Origin of the sequence: Lentibacillus populi (assembly GCA_014642895.1) — a bacterium.
In the GTDB taxonomy this organism is placed as follows: domain Bacteria; phylum Bacillota; class Bacilli; order Bacillales; family Amphibacillaceae; genus Lentibacillus_C; species Lentibacillus_C populi.
In genome coordinates, this window is record BMJD01000032.1 from 1 (window position 1) to 16,683 (window position 16,683).

Sequence of the window (16,683 nt, forward strand, 5' to 3'; positions counted from 1 at the left end):
AACCCGTTACTTAATCCAGGTGCAGCATGATATAAAATCACCTCTGTTCTATTTATACCATAGGTTGAGGTTTATTTATCATGTCCGATACTTGAGTTATTAATGATAATAATGATATTCCAGTGCATTATTCGGAGTATTATTTGTTGGGGAGCAGGGTTAGTTTTTATATTGATGTTGATGTGGAGGATGAGTGATTTTTGTAGGAATAGCGGTAGCTATTCCTGTTTTTTGGTTTTTAGTTTTCAAGGGCAACTTTGCCCTTGAAATGTATTAACCCAGATTCCCCGCAAACACATTAAAGCCATACTTTTCCACCATGCAAATGTCATAAAAACAATTCCAAGTTGTTTTTATGACATTTTTTTACAATACATGACAAACCTCGTAGTATTCGACACAAAACAGACAAAGGATGTTCATGCACTTGTTACTTGCTCAGTTTTTCGACAGCATTTTTGCTATTTGGCTGTGTAAAAACAGCATCGTACATTCCCAATAATCCTAAAATTCGTTTCACCCTTGCTTTTGCGTTTTCCGGTAATACTCTTATTATTTCCCATCCTGTTTGAAATGAACGATATCAACCGTGTCCAGAATCTCTAATACGGATTCTCCTGTTGGGCGAAAGCTGTTTCTGCTGCCCCCCATCAAGTCAAGTGGCTCGTCTTCCATTTCCATGCTTTAGCGGATGAGACATTCGAACACGCTGTACACCATCACGCTTAACATCATGACATAGGCAAAAGCTTCTTCACGCTTAGGCTTTTCCAGGAAGTCTCTGCCGATAAAATAGGGGTTTTTCAAAAATCGGAATCGGTTTTCTACTGTTTGCTGCTCCTTGTAGGCTTTTAGCAACTACTCCACATCCGGCGTCTCCAGTTTATTCATATTGTTTGTTATCAGGATAAAGGTCGATGGCTTTTCACGTAGTTGTTCCAATTGTTCGTCGGATGGTGGATGAATGACCAGTTTTACGGTATAGACCGTCACTGATGGTGGCGTGGTTTCGCCTTTTTTGGGACGTCCCCGTTTTTTTCCGTTTTCCTGCCCTTGTTTCTGAAGCAACATATCTTTCTATCATATGAGCGCCGCGGTGAAATTCGGACAGGGCAAGCTTTGCATCACGTTCACAGGAAAAGTCCTTTTTCTCCAGTTTTTCTTTGTCTTTTTCCCACTTCTGTTTTTCTTTTTCGATTTGGGATGTGATACTTTTTTTGTTTTCGTCCGTCCCACTTATTGGAGTGAACAATGACAAATAGATACGTCTTTCCATCCAGTTTGTCTTTTGCCAACGCTTCCGGGGAAAACCAGTCCGTTATGGTCTTCGAAAAGTGGCCATTTCATTTTTGTCGTCCTGGTTTCCATCCAGAGTTTCTCCATATACCGAAGTTCCCTGACCCGTTGTTCCCATTCCGAACTTTATTTGCGGCAGATCCGGCCGGTGATCTTTGGAATAACCGCGCATAATTTTAAGAAGATGATCGCTTCCTTGTCCTGTCCTGTGTACACAAACGAGGTGGTATCAATATGAAGTCTGTCTAAACTCAAAGCTGATATAGCTTCCTGCACACCTTGAACCGCCTGGATATAAACTTTTTTCAGGTCAGTATGGTAAAGAGCGTCCAGTGCCCGTCCTAATGCATCATCATTAAAATCATGGGCTCTATTTCTGAACCAAATAATAATTCCACATCCTGCCCCTCGTAGAACTCTTCTATTTTGTAAAGTGCCTTTCGACTCGTCAATTGATTGATCATGATTACTCCAATGCAGGTGCCAAGATATATTGCAATCTTCCTTTTTTACGTGAGATAGTTCATCGATCCGCTTGATTAGCCCTCAATTAACTGACGAATAATGGGTGCAACTCCTACATGGCATACTTGAAAATCGGGAATTTGCGGGGCTGTGTTGTTCAATGTCATCACCTCATTGGACTTGTACCTTTACCCTTCGACAATTTTAGCAACGAAGTCCTGCAAAAAAGATTATAAGTTGTAGGGTGGGCGGGGAATATGGGTAATGAAGATGGTGACGGCGAATTATTGACTTCTTTTCCTAGGGAATTTCAGATATTGTAATTGAAAAGGCACTAAATAACCCCTGCCTATTGATTTTACTATAGAGGCGGGGGTTATTTAATAACGATGTTTAACAATAATAATGAGTTTTCTGAATTAAATGATCCCTATATTCTATTTACCCACTTTAATAATCGAATTTAAGAAACTATAAATCGCGTCTCCTGCAATGACTCCTGCAGCCATAATCGTCATATTTTGTTCATGTTGGGGAGCTTTCTTAAGTACAATTATTCTGATAATGATACCTACTAAAACAGCCCACCCAGCAAGCGGATTGATTAATAACAAGCCTGTACTAAACAAAATCCCCAGCTGTTTTCCCGATCCTCCAATAAGTTGTAAAATTGCTCCTGGTATAGCCCATATGATCAAATGCAGAGCAATACTATTAGATACACCTGATTGGATTGCAGCCGCATATACATGATTAATAGGTGGAATTAAACCTTGGGAGAAATAATGATTAAAGGTAAGCAGCACGATGATGGCGGCAACAGAAAATCCAACCATTGCAACTAACAATTGATGTTTCCGCCCTTCTTTTTCAAATGCTGGATCCTCGCCGTTTCCCCTCAAGATAAACCCGGTTTTCAAATCGTAACCCATATCAGCAAATGCTACTCCTGTACATGCGCTAAACCCTGCCAGCATGGCCAACGCTTCAGTCGGAAAGCCGATTAATATTCCAATGATTAGTGTGATTAATGCAACTGCAAAAGCTGGAAACCAGCCTGCATGCATGGCAGCAATACCGACAATTAGTTCATGGGCAAATGCTGCCGCCGCTGCAAATAAGGCAAAACCAATGATCATAAAAAGCGACATATTTGTGTACAAGCCGCCTATGATAGCCATAATAATGGAAACAATCACGTACGCTATAAAACCGTAGCCGAACCCTTGGCCAATCTCCCTTGTATTTTTTGCATACGCTTTTTCCTCATTTTTGACCTTTTTGTTCTTATTAAATATAATGAACAAAACTTGAAACAGTGCTACAATGCCTGCACCAATCATAAATCCGTGCGGTATATAATAATCATCTAAATTAACGCCTATGATTGATGGAGAATATGAGCTAGCCAATAAACCCAAACCAAACATCGAAAGTGCCCAAATATTTCCGATGAAAGCGACACCGAATGCCGACATCGGTATTTTTAATATCGAGCCTATTATTCCAACGCCGATTCCTGTCAGAAGATATTTGGCTCTTTTTCCGCCCTCATCACCAGCTTTAATGGCTTCTGCAGTAGCAATACCAGGGGGCCAAGCTTCTTTTGCCGGGAAAACCTTCGTGTCAAAAAACTTATACAATAACAACGCATCAACAAACATCGCCATGATGACGCCAATGAAAAGTGGAATAATTAATTGAGTCATTCCCAACACATATGGGATACCGATTGGGAGAATTAAACTGCTTGCGGCCCCAAAGGTTGCTGCAGAGATAGAAGTTTGCACTAAATTTTGGGAATGAATCGATTTGAATTTGACTAACTGTTGCAACGGTATTCGGGACAAAATCATGGCAAAAACAGCACCTACAATCGATGTGTTTGCTGAAATCCCCAATGATGTAATTAACTGAACTCCGATTATTGCACCGATTACCGCTAAGAAAATGATTACGGTTAATATTGCAGGATCCTTAATAGATGGATGTTCTATTTCTGGGTGTTTAACATCTATGAATTCTTTTTCTTCCATCGCTGAACCTCCCTAATTTCATGGTTATTTATATACATCATCAACACCTAATAATTGAATAGATTGCTCAATTTCCGTTTTCCCCTTCAGAAGCCTGTCTAAAAATAGACTCTTTTTATCTGGAGTTATCCGGTAAATGGGCCCCGCAATGGTTAACGACCCGAGAATTTTCTCATCCTTTCCAAAGATGGGCACCCCGATACCGAAAACATCCTCTGAAAATTCCCCTTCTGAGTAACACCATCCCTGTTGTTTGATTTCTTCCAGACTGCTTAAAATTTCCTCTTTTTCTACCAAGGTCCGATCCGTAAATTTATTCGTTCCATTATTTATAATTTCCTTTTGTTCTGCCGGAAGCAGGAATGCCATGATTACTTTACATGAAGCTCCAACATAGAGAGGGGTTTGATACCCAATGGATACGGCAAATTTAATTTGCTGGGGACTTTCCGAAATTTCCACGGTTGTACCAGCAAAACCATCTCTCCATGTCAAAAATACAGATTCATTTGTCTCATTACTAAGCGATTTCATGATAGGAACAACAAAGTCGGATAAATTGACTTTTTGCTGAACAGCTGATAGTAAGTCAAGCATCTTTGATCCAAGTTCATACTTCTTTGTCACGTTATCCTGTACCAAAAATCCTTTACTCTCATAAGTTTTTAATATCCGATATAGGACGGTATGATTCATATCCATTTCCTTGGCAAGTTCTCTTAATCCCCATGTAATATGTTGTTTTGTAAACTTACTTAATACATCTAATGCGATTCCCAAAGTTTTCAAAGTCATCTATGCCACCACTTTTCAAGGATGTTCAAAAGGTTAAACATCCTTTTTTATCAATCATCGTTTAACCTTACATCAAATAGTTTCTCTGCCTCTTCTTCGCTAAAAAATTCATTTTTGACATCCAGTTTCACTTTTCCTTTATCTCTTAACTTAGGATCACCATAGCCTCCTCCTGAAGGTGTGACCAATTGAGCAACGTCGCCTTTATTCAACTCCATTCTTGTCGACACTCCAAATGGGCCAACAATTTCTCCGTCTTTTCGATAAACCTTTATCAGGCTGGATGCCCCGTCATTCCCACCGTTCATCCCCCATGGTTTAAATGAAAATCTTCCGTAACTTGCCGATAGATGTTGCTTATCACTTAAAATTTCGTACGATCGAACGACACCTTTACCACCAATAAATTCACCAGCGCCACTACTGTCATCCCGGAAGCTGTATTCTTTTACTCTGACACCATACTTTATTTCTGCTACCTCGATAGGAACATTATATGTTTCACCGTCTCCCATACAGAATTGTCCACCTTGACCGTCGTGATTATCACCTGCTCCCCAACCACCTACAGAAGGCTCTACAATAAGGAAATCATCGTTCGTATCTGGATGCACCCCTGACAATGTTACTGAACATACGGATAACAAATGACCTGCGGAAAGCCGATCCGGTAAAGATGGGGCAAGTGCTTTCCAAATCAATTCTGCTCCGCCAAGTCTAGCTTCAAAATTCATAGATACGGGAGCAGGTCTTTCCGCCGAAACAATGGATTGCTTATCAGTGATAATTCGTAGTGGTTTAAACAAACCTTCCGTAATATTGAACTTTGGCCGAAGAATGGCTAAAAACATGACCCTAACACTAGCAACTAACCCGTAATAGGAGCAGTTTACTGGATTGGTTACTTGTGGATGAGATCCCCGATAATCACAAATAAATTCATCATCTGTGATGGTTACTTTTACTTTGATGTTATAAGGCCCACCTTTTTTTGGATCCCCTTCAATAAAGTCTTCCGCTTCAAAAGAACCTCTGGGCAAAAGCGCTAATTCTTTGAGTGCGTATGTTTCAGAACTTTTTATTAAGTTATCAATAACATCCGTAACCGTGTCCGATCCATAACTGTTGCATAATTCGACAAATCGTTTCGCGCCCGTTCTTAATGCTGCAACTTGGGCCCACATATCGCCAATTGATAATTTGGGCAGCCTTACATTTGTGGAAATAATTTTTTCAACCGCTTTATTTAACTTTCCTTTTTCAAATAATTTAACACCGGGCAGCTGGATTCCTTCTTGATATATCTCAGTAGCATCATTCGTAAAAGAACCGGGATCCTTCCCGCCAACTTCCGTCCAATGCCCCTTATTGGCTGAAAAAGCAACTATCTTCCCATCAGAAAAAATCGGCATCACCAAGCCAACATCTGAGAGGTGAGAACCCCCACCAGTATAAGGATCATTAATAATAATGATATCTCCCTCATACAAATCATCTTTGTGATCGGCAATTACCGACTTAACCATTGGACTTAACATGCCAATAAACGAGGTAACCCCATTTCCCTGGCTGACTAAATTCCCCTGTGCATCCGTTAAACCACACGCATAATCCAGTACTTCATAAATAATCGGGCTCATTGATGTCCTTGCCAAGGCAGCAAACATTTCGTCACCAATCGATAATAATGAATCTTTTATTACCTCGTTTACAAATGGGCTATTATTGTTCATAAACTTTTTCCACCTCAATCTCAATAATAATATTTCCGAATGCATCGATTTCTGCTTTTTGATTATCCAAAATTAACGTTGAAGACGTACTTTCCTCGATAATTGCCGGTCCCATTACAACATGCGATGGATCTAACAAATTTCTGCTGTGAATTGGAATCTCTACCCATCCTTGATCCCTAAAATACACATTCCTATATTCTAGAGTAGTTTCTTCTAATGTAGCTCCGGTTTCTTCTAATTTGCGCAATTTATGTTTTTCCACTTGGCCGAAACCTGTTAAGTGAAGGTTTACTATTTCTACTTCTGCATCTGGCAGTATAAATGTATAACTTTGTTCATGTAACTCATGAAATTTATTTTTTAAGTTTTTTATAAAATTAGCATCCCACGCATCATTCGTAATTGGAACCTTTACCGTATGCTCTTGACCTTCATAACGAAGGTCAACAAATTTATTAAAAATAACTCTCTCATTTTGAATGTTTTCTTCAGTGTATTGTTCTAAGGCTTCTTGCTCCATCTTATTCCATAGATTATTAATTTCATTGAATTCAATTCTATTTAATTTCTGTAAATAGGTTTGAATATAATCATGACGAATGTCAGTCATAAGCATGCCCCAAGCTGAAAAGACGGAAGCTGAAAACGGTACGATAACTTTTTTCATACCCAAGTTCCTTGCAAGTTCAGCTGCATGCATCGGCCCCCCGCCACCAAAGGCAATCATTGTGAATTCGGAAGGGTTATATCCTTTCCTTACCGAGATGAGCTTTAGCGCATTTAACATATTGGAATTTGCCATCTCGATAATACCTAATGCTGCCTCCTCTGTTGTCGTAGTAAATTTATCGGCAACCACTTCTTTAATCGCGTTATTAACTGGTTGTTTATTTACCTGGTAATCAAAGTTTTTCTCGGAAAGTCTACCAACTAATAAATTTGCATCGGTTGTAGTTGGCTGTTCTCCTCCTTGTCCATAACATACCGGACCAGGATTCGAACCAGCGGATTGTGGGCCAACTTTTAAAGAACCCAATTCGTCAATCCAGGCAATTGATCCACCACCATTTCCAATTTCCACAATATCTACTACTGGAGCCTTAATCGGATATCCCGCACCTTTTTCCGACCTTTCTATATAATAATCAGTCGTAACCCGAACTTCACCATTATTGATTAATGAACATTTTGCAGTTGTACCACCGATATCAAAAGCAATAATATTACTCTCTCCTATCATTTCTCCTAATACAGCTGCACCATAAATTCCGGCAACTGGTCCTGATTCTACCAAATTTATCGGATAGTCCTTTGCACTTTCGAAAGTAGTTACTCCCCCATTGGATTGCATGATATATTTAATGCCATCATAATGATGATCACTCAATCTATTTGATAGATTATTAATATACGTGTTCAATATTGGCTTCACATATGAATTTAAAACGGCAGTATTCGTCCGTTCATATTCCCTCCACTCTTTAGTTATTTCACTTGATGCACTAACAGGTATGCCCGGCCAAATTGCTTGCACAATCCTGACTACCTCTTGTTCATGAATGGGGTTTTTATAAGCATGTAATAAACAAACTGCTATCGCCTCAACCTTTTCCTGTTTGAAATAATCTACAATATCGATGACATCTTGCTTATTTAGCGGCTGAAGAACCTCCCCTTTGTAATCCATTCTTTCCTCTACTTCTTTTCTTAAATATCGCTCAACAAAAGGCTTTGGTTTTTCATATTTAAAATTATATAAGTCTGGTCTATTGCCCCGAGCTATTTCTAATACATCTCTGATTCCTTTTGTTGTAATTAGTCCAACTTTTGCCCCCTTTCTCTCTGTAAGTGTATTGATAACAACGGTAGACCCATGGAAAAACATATCAATAGATTCAAAACTTATACCGCTCTTGTCAATGACATCAATGATACCGTTTTCAAAATTTGGTGGAGTGGAATGCGCTTTATCAAATCCCATATTTCCTTCATTATCAATATAAATAAGATCGGTAAAAGTACCGCCAATATCTGTAGCGACTCTCATCTATATCATACTCCCTTCAATAAGTTGGTTCTATATTAGAAACAGTGGTTCATTTTTTTATATTCTACACATTATCATATATTTAAAAAATTTACAAACACGGTTAGTTCCTAAAAGGTTGGTTCGTTAAAAAATGCTTTAAAAAAATCTGACAGCCTCATTTGCTATGTTAAAGTGCAGCGATACCATATTTACTCTTTAAAGTGTATGTTTGTAATCATCTTCCGCAGCTTATACAATTTCCTTGTCCTGTTGGCACTAAGGCGTCGACATTAGGGCAAAGGTTCATCATCTTGGGAAGCATATACAAGCTCTTCTATTAAGAAATTCATATTATTTTTATACAAAAAGTTAAACGTTTAAATTCACAACTAAAGCTTAAGGTAGTGACAGTATGAAGATGAAAATAATGAAAATAACATTAAACGATGTGAGTAAATATTGCGGTTTATCGACTGCCACAGTTTCGCACGGTCACTATGTTGGTACCTACTTAGCGCTTACGGCTCTGGAACGTTATTGGTGGGGAGAGGGAGAATTTAAATTCTTTATTGATGACGATCACCATTATCCAACGATTTGCGGAACAGGTACGGAGGATTATTTTGGTGGTGCTTGGGCATTTCACAAGAAGCAGTCGGACGGGACGATAACATCATCTACTTATAATACACCATTCTTGGGGTATGCATTTCAGTCTACAAAGGACCATACAAGGGATAACTTTCCCAAAAAGGATGCTATTCCTACCCATGGATTCGGAAATGATGCGCTTCCAATGCATGGACTATATAGATGGCATATACCTGACCCAATACGTTTCAATAAAAATCTAAAGGTTGTGTTGCAACAAATTGGTAATGATGATATCAAACTATATGAACGTTCGGACGATGTATCTTCAGTAGCATATTGGTACCAAGTGGAGCCTCACCAACCTTTTCCAACTTTCCCAGATGTGCAAGCGCGTAGACCGATATAGTTGGTAGTAGGATTAGTGGAGCTTGTTATAACCTTCACCATATCGGGCTATTGGATTATGTAGTGCTGTTCTTTGGATTAGGAGGCCAAACTATTGATTCGGTATGATTGTAACAGTTGAACCGGATATCTACGTGAAATGCATAGGGGGATTTAGGCTTTCTGTTACAGTCTTAGTAACGGAAGGCGGCCTGGTAGCCCTCATTGATTAATAATACATTAAACGCCCTTACAAACTGCCAGGGCGTTTCTTTGAAAATCCTATCTATAAAATAGTTTATTTGATTGATTAGAAGGATTTATATTTAGATGTCTATTAATTATATCTCGATATAATTCACCCTTAGTATGAGTCAACTTTAGCCTTTTTATCTAAACCTATATTCCACACCCACTTGAAGGCATTTCATTTTTTGATCCGCTCATGAGGCGGAGATATCTTCAGTTATTCAACTGTTTAGGGTTCGCTGAATAAATAAAGTCTCCTATTATCCCAAAGAATTTAAGCGTCTTTGTCGAATAAATATGTAATGGAAACACCAATTAGCCGATACCTGGGCTCTCCTTGTTCCACCAAGGCAGGAATGGAGTCACCTCAGATAGGACTACTTGCACGGCATAGCTACCCAGTGCCCCTCAGAAACCTCATTAAGTTCGGAATTCTCAACATCAAATTTAAATTCTTTGGTCGGTTCGGTCAACAAGGTTCTTTTTTTCTTTGATTCAATTTTTGGATCGGGGATGGGAATCGCAGATAGCAATGATTTCGTATAATCATGCTGCGGGTTGCTGTATAGTTCTTCGCTTTCAGCAAGTTCTACAATTTTCCCCGCATACATTACAGCCACTCGATCACTAATATGCTTTACCATAGATAGATCATGGGCAATGAACAGATAGGTTAGCCCAAGACGCTGCTGCAAATCCTCCAATAACTTTACAATTTGAGCCTGAATGGACACATCAAGTGCAGATAAGGGTTCGTCACAGACGATAAACTTCGGTTCCACAGCTAGTGCACGTGCAATACCTATACGCTGACGCTGTCCACCTGAGAATTCATGTGGGTAACGGAAGGCATGTGATGATTCTAGTCCGACCATATCAAGCAGTTCTTCAACTCTCTTCTTCCTAGCCTCCTTACTCTTGCTCAATTTATGTATATCTAACGCTTGACCAATAATATCGATCACCCTAAATCGGGGATTAAGCGAAGAATAAGGGTCCTGAAAGATCATTTGCATATGGCGGCGCATTGCTTTCATTTCTCTTTTGGATAACCGGTTTACAGGGACTCCCTGATATAAAATACTGCCATCTGTAGGTTCATTAAGACGTAAAACGGAACGACCTGTCGTTGATTTGCCAGAACCTGATTCCCCAACTAGACCAAGTGTTTCCCCATGTTGAATATGGAAACTAATATTATCTACTGCTTTTAGGACATCTCCTTTACCTAAAATAAAGTGTTGCTTGAGTGATTTGACAGCAAGTAAAGGTCTACTTGGATCCATTTTAGTCTGAATAAGTGGTGCCTTCTTCGGTTTTTTCTTTTCATTTAAACGTGGCAGCGCATGTAAAAGCTTTAAAGTGTACGGATGCTCGGGGTCGGTAAGTATTGCTTCCGTTTTCCCAGTCTCTACAATCTCTCCTTCTTTCATTACAACAACCCGGTCACACATACCAGCAACCACCCCAAGGTCATGTGTAATTAAAATAATTGATGTACCAAAGCGCTCTTGTATATTCTTCATCAGTGCTAAAATTTGTGCTTGAATTGTTACATCCAGTGCAGTTGTGGGTTCATCTGCGATCAGTAACGCAGGTCGGCAGGAAAGTGCAATAGCAATCACAACGCGTTGCCGCATTCCTCCCGAAAATTCATGGGGGTATTGGTTATAACGACGTTCACTGTCCTTGATACCAACTAGCTCCAGAAGTTCAATGGTTTGTTCCTTGGCCTGTTTCTTCGATAATTGTTGATGCTTTATTAAACTTTCAGCTATTTGGTTGCCAATTCGTATCCTTGGATTAAGCGAAGTCATTGGATCCTGAAATATCATACCGATATCTCTCCCACGTATCGATTCCATCTCTTTTTCTGTTTTATTGGCAAGATTTTCTCCAAGAAAAGTAATTTCTCCATCTTTTATATAAGAAGGTGGTGAGGGGAGCAGGCGCATGATCGCCCGGGCAGTAACACTCTTGCCACTTCCAGATTCTCCTACTATACCAAGAGTTTCTCCATTATTCAGATCAAAACTAACACCTTTTACGGCTTCAAATTCATCATCTCTAGTTTGAAAGGATACATTTAAATTATTAACTTGCAATATAGGTTCCAACTGTTTCACCTGCCATATCCATCATTAAAAATACTATTGTAGAATCCTGAGTATTGACATCGGATTAGTAATATTATAAAGTTTACTATATAACTAGGGTTTTTGCAAATTTAATGGAAATAAAGGGGGTACATTTTGTGGAGGGTGGTGACGTCAAAACTGCTGATCTACCAGGGTTGATTCCATATACGTATGGAAAGATGCAACACAGGCATACATATCAATTTATCCTGTTTATTTTGGGCTTGCCAGTTTATTTATATGTGTTTGTCATCTATTTATTCCGAAAGAAAAATGATGCGTATTTTTCTATACGTGAAGAAATAAAACAATCCTTGCTTTCATCAGAATATAGTGAAAGAATGAAGCTGGAATTTAAGGATGAGCTAGTACAGAAACGGAAATTTTTTAATACTGATATAAGTGAAAAGCAAATAGATAATCAAGTGGAGAAGTGGACAGCTGAGTATTTTGACAAAACACTTGCTGAAAAGACAACAAAAAAATTAAAAGAACAAGGAAGAGAAAGGGTAACATTTGCTGGCACCTTTCAACAGCTTTTATTAAAACGACTGTTTTTATATTTATCGTTTATTCCGGGACTGCTTATGTATAGCTTCATTCTTTTATATAGTAACCCTTACATCAAATATTTGGTTGAACGACTGTTCATGACGATATTTGTTGTGGTCGGTGTTGTATTTTTTGTGTTTACTATTTTGTACTTATCACCGTTTGATCCGGCGGCTAATATTCTTGGAGAAACGGCAACAAAAGATCAGATTGCAGCGTTTAATCATTTGCATGGGCTTGATCAACCTTATTTTATTCAATTGTGGGAAGCGATGAAAGGAATTGCCACGTTTGATCTTGGACTGTCCTTTGAAGGAAAAGAGGATGTAGCGGCAAGTATTGCTAACCGGTTTCCTGTAACCTTTAAATTAACTGTAATCTCATTAATTATGGCAGTATTGGTTGCTATCCCAATTGGAATCATTTCAGCGATGAAACGTAACTCATTTTTGGACTATACATTCATGTTTATTGCGTTGATAGGATTGTCTATTCCAAATTTCTGGCAAGGCCTTTTATTCATATTAGGCTTCTCAATCAAACTGAAATGGTTGCCAGCTACGTTTAATCCGGAGAGCTGGTTATCCATGATTATGCCTGTCATTGTACTTGGCACAGCACTTACGGCATCTGTTGCAAGGATGACGCGTTCATCGATGCTTGAAGTGATTAACGAAGATTATATTATAACTGCTAAATCAAAAGGACTAAGTCAGTCACAGGTTTTACGTAAGCACGCGATCGGTAATGCAATGATACCGATTATTACGGTGATTGGTTTGTTATTTGGTGGAATGCTAGGCGGGGCGGCGGTTACAGAGAAAGTGTTTAATATAAGCGGTATAGGCAGTTACATCGTTGACAAGCAATTTATTCCCGACATCCCAGCGATCATGGGAGGTGTTGTCTATGTTGCGATTACAATTTCTTTAGTCAATGTGATTATTGATATTATGTATGCATTTTTTGACCCGCGTATCCGCTCAAAGATGAAACAATATTAAAGCAGGTGCAGCAATGTTAAATATTAAAGGGAAAGTTCACGAGAATAAAAACGAACATGAACATGCATTGAAGTTATATGTTGAATATACACAGGCCAATTTCACTTGTATCCTGTCGCTGATTGTTACCATTGTTTTGTTATTGGCCAGTATCGATATAACTAGTCTTACTATAAAACCTTATTTGTTTATAGCTTTTGTCGCGTATGCAATATTTACAGGGATGCAAATTGTTATTACACAAAAGATAAAAAAAGACCTGTTAATGTTGGGGGAAATACAAAAACATACAAGAAAATGGGGGTATATTCAACTCTTCAGTATATTAACAGGAAATATTTTTATAGTTATTTTTGCCCTTAATTTAATAAAAATGAAACAGACACCGGAATACACCTTTGCTGTATATATGGTGCTTACACAGATAGCGATAATCGCCATTTCAGCGCTGAATGTCTTTAAGCCTTATGTTGCGAATCTATTTCCTATAGCCATGATTGTTCTATTTATCATTACACTATTTCAGATAGCTGTTCTTTTCATTGTTGCGAGATACGCAAACGGACATACAGTGGATCAACGAATGATATTTATTGTGATTCCGCTTTTTATCATTTCTGTTACTGGGAATTTCTTTGCCTTATTACTGGGATGCAGTTTGCTTATTAAAATCCGCAACAACTATAGGCCGGGTACAGGTAAGTGGAATGGGATTTGGGAAAAAATATCCCAAAATATGACGGCGATGTTAGGTATGCTTTTTATCATCGTAGCGTTTTCCATATCAATTTGCAGCTATTTCACGTTTGACTATGATATGGCGGTTGAAAATAATTACAGTGCGATTCTTCAGTCACCAAGTCCGGCTTATCCGCTTGGTACGGATAATTTTGGTAGAGATGTATTTTCAAGAATTGTATTTGGTGCACGAATATCGCTTGTTGTGGGCATAGCATCGACTGCAATCCCAGCAGTTATCGGGGGGATATTTGGGGCATTAGCAGGCTATTATAGTCAGCGAACAGACAATATAATAATGCGGTTACTTGACGTACTGTATGCCATCCCTGGTCTGCTGTTGGCGATCGCAATCATTGCTGCTTTTGGGGCAAACACGATTAATTTAATCCTTGCACTTAGTGTTGGTTCTATCCCTACCTATGCAAGAACGATGCGGGCAAATGTATTGATGGTGTCGAATTATGAGTTTGTGGATTCTGCTCGTGCGCTTGGTTCAAGTGATTTATCGATTATTTTTAAATATATTGTTCCAAATTCACTGGCGCCAATGATTGTTAAGGCAACACTCACAATTGGTGGAGCTGTTATTGCAACAAGCAGTCTCAGCTATCTTGGGCTTGGTGTAGAACCACATATTCCGGAATGGGGAAACATTTTAAAACTGGGTAGTGAATACCTGGAGTCTAATTCCTATCTGGCAATCTTTCCAGGCTTTGCTATTATTGCGCTTGTATTGTCATTTAATTTTTTAGGAGATGCATTGCGGGATGCACTTGATCCGAAAATGGATTAAATAAATATCAGGGGGAGTTCAGATTGAAGAAAAGACTATTACTTGTATTGTTTAGCTTGATTTTGTTATTGACTGCTTGTATAGAAACAAAATCAGAAGTTTCTAAAGAAAAAGATGCCGACTCGGATAAAAATTCAGACGGGTCAAATCCGGAAATCGAAATACTTGGAATGAGCAGTTCAGAAGATGATATAAATATTGTTCGTGACCAGCTGATTAAAAATGGCTTTGATGTAAAACTGAATCTACAGCCGGATTATGGCAGTTTTAAAGCGCAGCAAGACGCTGGAAATTTTGACGTTGCATTATCAAGTTGGACAACAGTAACGGGAAATCCGGATTATGCGGTCCGGTCTCTATTTAAAACCGGTGGTGACTATAGTATTCTTGCTGATGACGAAATTGACAAACTGATTGATCAAGCAGGTATCGAAACACCTGAAGAATACGTGGAAACGTATAAGCAGTTAGAGCAGAAGCTTGTATTTGATAAAGCATATATCGTTCCACTTTATGGTTCCTTTAAAACGCAAGGCATTAACACGGACATATTGGATAAGGATTCTATTAGACTCTCAAAATCCCGTGCACTTGCCTGGGAAACAATTGATTTCAAGGATAAATCAAAACGGGATAAAGATCCACTTATGCTATCACAGGAAAGTTCAACGCTAACATCACTGGATCCGATTAAAGGAAATGACGGTTCCATCAATACGATTAATACAAATATGTATGTACGTATTGTAAATCTGACGGATGATGATGAAGTTACTTCAGACGGATCACTCAGTTATAATTTCGGCATAGCGGAAGGTAACTCTGACTATTACTTTTTATTAAGGGATGATATTAATTTTGCTGAAATCAAGGATGGCAAGGCAGTAGATACAGGGGAACGCGTTGGTGCCGATGATGTAATTTTCTCCTTAAACAGGGCAAAAGACAAAAATTCTGTTCCCGATCATCGAACATATACGTTACATGAACATATTAAAGATGTCGAAGTAGTAACAGATCTTGATGCACTGGAAGCTGTTACGATATCTGGTGGGGACGATACGATAAAAGCAGCACTAGAAAAAGGGCTGGATACAGATATTAATGAACTTGTTTCCGATAAGAACAAAGCGAATAATGAAGCAGGAAAATATCAAGTTATAAAACTGACAACAACGGAACCATTTCCACAAGTACTAAACTATTTGGCACATCAATCTGCAGGCATTGTATCCAAAAAACAAGTGGAAAGTATTAATACGTACGATGTTGATTCCTACGATGTAAACAAAGATATTGCTTATGGTGACCAGGATACAGTAACAGAAGGTGACAAGTACAATAATACGTTGTATGCAAGCGGTCCATACATTTTATCTTCCAAAGATAATTATGAAGCAACCTTTTATAAAAATCCCGCTTACATGAAAGATACAGAACATGAACCGAAAATTTCTACTGTTAAAGTCCGCTTTATCAAAGATGCGGATAGTACACTTTCTGCATTACGCAACAGTGAAATTTATTTATACTATGGTGTTCCGGAAACCAAATACGATGTTGTTGATAAGGATGATAAATTAACGAGACAAAGTATTGAAAGCAATGCAGTAACCTACTTATTATTCAATACGGAAAACAGGGAAGTAGCTGAAAGTGAAAATTTGCGAAAAGCTGTTTTGTACTCGATTAATCAAGATGAGTTTCTTGACTTCTATCATGGTAACAAATTAAAGGCTTCTTCAACGGTTAGTCCGCTTGTAGATACTGGAAATGAACTGAAATCTGATCCGGAAAAGGTGAAAAAATACCTAAAGAAGTATAAAGATAACAAGTAAGCAATAAGAGATTATTTTAAGAGACTGTCCCAG

9 protein-coding genes and 1 pseudogene are annotated in these 16,683 nt (G+C 38.6%); 4 read left to right on the forward strand and 6 right to left on the reverse strand.

What is annotated here, in order from left to right:
* Nucleotides 1–430: 430 nt before the first annotated feature.
* From IEX12_RS24005 to IEX12_RS16375, 5 genes and pseudogenes are all read right to left on the reverse strand, one after another.
* Nucleotides 431–1,922, reverse strand: a pseudogene (locus IEX12_RS24005) (IS1634 family transposase).
* A gap of 276 nt (nt 1,923–2,198) precedes the next feature.
* Nucleotides 2,199–3,797: an OPT/YSL family transporter gene (locus tag IEX12_RS16360; RefSeq protein WP_102414716.1), complete on the reverse strand. Its 1,599-nt coding sequence runs from the start codon at nt 3,795–3,797 to the stop codon at nt 2,199–2,201.
* A 24-nt stretch (nt 3,798–3,821) separates the two neighbouring features.
* Nucleotides 3,822–4,592: an IclR family transcriptional regulator gene (locus IEX12_RS16365; protein WP_088052580.1), complete on the reverse strand. Its 771-nt coding sequence runs from the start codon at nt 4,590–4,592 to the stop codon at nt 3,822–3,824.
* A gap of 50 nt (nt 4,593–4,642) precedes the next feature.
* Nucleotides 4,643–6,325, reverse strand: a complete 1,683-nt coding sequence (locus IEX12_RS16370) for a hydantoinase B/oxoprolinase family protein (RefSeq protein ID WP_088052581.1) — start codon at nt 6,323–6,325, stop codon at nt 4,643–4,645.
* Nucleotides 6,315–8,375 carry a hydantoinase/oxoprolinase family protein gene (locus IEX12_RS16375; protein ID WP_088052582.1) on the reverse strand — a complete coding sequence of 687 codons (2,061 nt, stop codon included), beginning with the start codon at nt 8,373–8,375 and terminating at the stop codon, nt 6,315–6,317. The genes IEX12_RS16370 and IEX12_RS16375 overlap by 11 nt, the downstream gene beginning before the upstream one ends.
* Nucleotides 8,376–8,769: 394 nt before the next feature.
* Here IEX12_RS16375 and IEX12_RS16380 point away from each other — a divergent pair, with 394 nt between their 5' ends.
* Complete coding sequence (locus IEX12_RS16380) at nt 8,770–9,357, forward strand: DUF2961 domain-containing protein (RefSeq protein WP_088052583.1); 588 nt, start codon at nt 8,770–8,772, stop codon at nt 9,355–9,357.
* 604 nt (nt 9,358–9,961) lie between these two features.
* Here IEX12_RS16380 and IEX12_RS16385 read toward each other — a convergent pair.
* Nucleotides 9,962–11,701: an ABC transporter ATP-binding protein gene (locus IEX12_RS16385; protein ID WP_088052584.1), complete on the reverse strand. Its 1,740-nt coding sequence runs from the start codon at nt 11,699–11,701 to the stop codon at nt 9,962–9,964.
* Between the two features lie 200 nt (nt 11,702–11,901).
* Here IEX12_RS16385 and IEX12_RS16390 point away from each other — a divergent pair, with 200 nt between their 5' ends.
* The 3 genes from IEX12_RS16390 to IEX12_RS16400 are packed head-to-tail and all read left to right on the forward strand — an operon-like array spanning nt 11,902 to nt 16,650.
* Nucleotides 11,902–13,278: an ABC transporter permease gene (locus IEX12_RS16390; RefSeq protein ID WP_088053534.1), complete on the forward strand. Its 1,377-nt coding sequence runs from the start codon at nt 11,902–11,904 to the stop codon at nt 13,276–13,278.
* A 13-nt stretch (nt 13,279–13,291) separates the two neighbouring features.
* On the forward strand, nt 13,292–14,812 hold the full coding sequence (locus tag IEX12_RS16395; RefSeq protein ID WP_088052585.1) for an ABC transporter permease: 1,521 nt from the start codon (nt 13,292–13,294) through the stop codon (nt 14,810–14,812).
* 23 nt (nt 14,813–14,835) lie between these two features.
* The gene (locus IEX12_RS16400) at nt 14,836–16,650 is read left to right on the forward strand and encodes an ABC transporter substrate-binding protein (RefSeq protein WP_102414717.1); all 1,815 of its coding nucleotides are present in this window, start codon (nt 14,836–14,838) and stop codon (nt 16,648–16,650) included.
* Nucleotides 16,651–16,683 lie beyond the last annotated feature (33 nt).

Excerpts from the sequence above, each read along its gene's own strand:
- IEX12_RS16375 (WP_088052582.1), bottom strand. The coding sequence starts at position 8,375 with ATGAGAGTCGCTACAGATATTGGCGGTACTTTTACCGATCTTATTTAT.
- IEX12_RS16360 (WP_102414716.1), bottom strand. The coding sequence starts at position 3,797 with ATGGAAGAAAAAGAATTCATAGATGTTAAACACCCAGAAATAGAACAT.
- IEX12_RS16395 (WP_088052585.1), top strand. The coding sequence starts at position 13,292 with ATGTTAAATATTAAAGGGAAAGTTCACGAGAATAAAAACGAACATGAA.
- IEX12_RS16380 (WP_088052583.1), top strand. The coding sequence starts at position 8,770 with ATGAAGATGAAAATAATGAAAATAACATTAAACGATGTGAGTAAATAT.
- IEX12_RS16370 (WP_088052581.1), bottom strand. The coding sequence starts at position 6,325 with ATGAACAATAATAGCCCATTTGTAAACGAGGTAATAAAAGATTCATTA.
- IEX12_RS16365 (WP_088052580.1), bottom strand. The coding sequence starts at position 4,592 with ATGACTTTGAAAACTTTGGGAATCGCATTAGATGTATTAAGTAAGTTT.
- IEX12_RS16390 (WP_088053534.1), top strand. The coding sequence starts at position 11,902 with ATGCAACACAGGCATACATATCAATTTATCCTGTTTATTTTGGGCTTG.